Origin of the sequence: Anoxybacillus sp. EFIL, assembly GCF_013096955.1 — a bacterium.
Lineage (GTDB): Bacteria > Bacillota > Bacilli > Bacillales > Anoxybacillaceae > Anoxybacillus > Anoxybacillus ayderensis.
On record NZ_SDLH01000065.1, the window covers coordinates 1 to 461 of the forward strand.

At 53.1% G+C, this 461-nt stretch carries 1 protein-coding gene; it reads left to right on the forward strand.

What is annotated here, in order from left to right; all coding sequences use genetic code 11:
* A partial coding sequence (locus tag ES017_RS15335; protein ID WP_253263416.1) for an N-acetylmuramoyl-L-alanine amidase occupies positions 1–461 on the forward strand: 461 nt, incomplete at both ends.

A 461-nucleotide genomic window follows, 5' to 3' on the forward strand; every position in this document is an offset into this window, starting at 1 on the left:
GTCATTGAACGAGCGGACGGAGCGAGCCAACCGCTGGGGGGCCGATTTATACGTTTCGATCCACGTGAACGCGGGCGGTGGCACGGGATACGAAGATTACATTTACTACGAGCTGTCCGAAAATTCCCGAACGGCGCGCATTCGTGATGTGCTGCATGAAGAAGTGATTCGGGCGACAGGATTCCGCGACCGTGGAAAAAAGAAGGCGAATTTTCATGTGCTAAGGGAGACAGCGATGCCGGCGGTGTTGACGGAGAACGGGTTTATCGATAATGAGGAAGACGCAAAAAAATTGGCGGACACCGAATTTTTGCGGACGATTGCCCGCGGTCATGTCAACGGATTAGAACGGGCGCTTGGATTGAGAAAAAAAGAAGGGACGCCGAACAATCCTCCTGAGCAGGATCCGGATGAGCCAAGCGTTCAAAGATTGACGCGTGTGATCGTTGATGGCAAGCAAG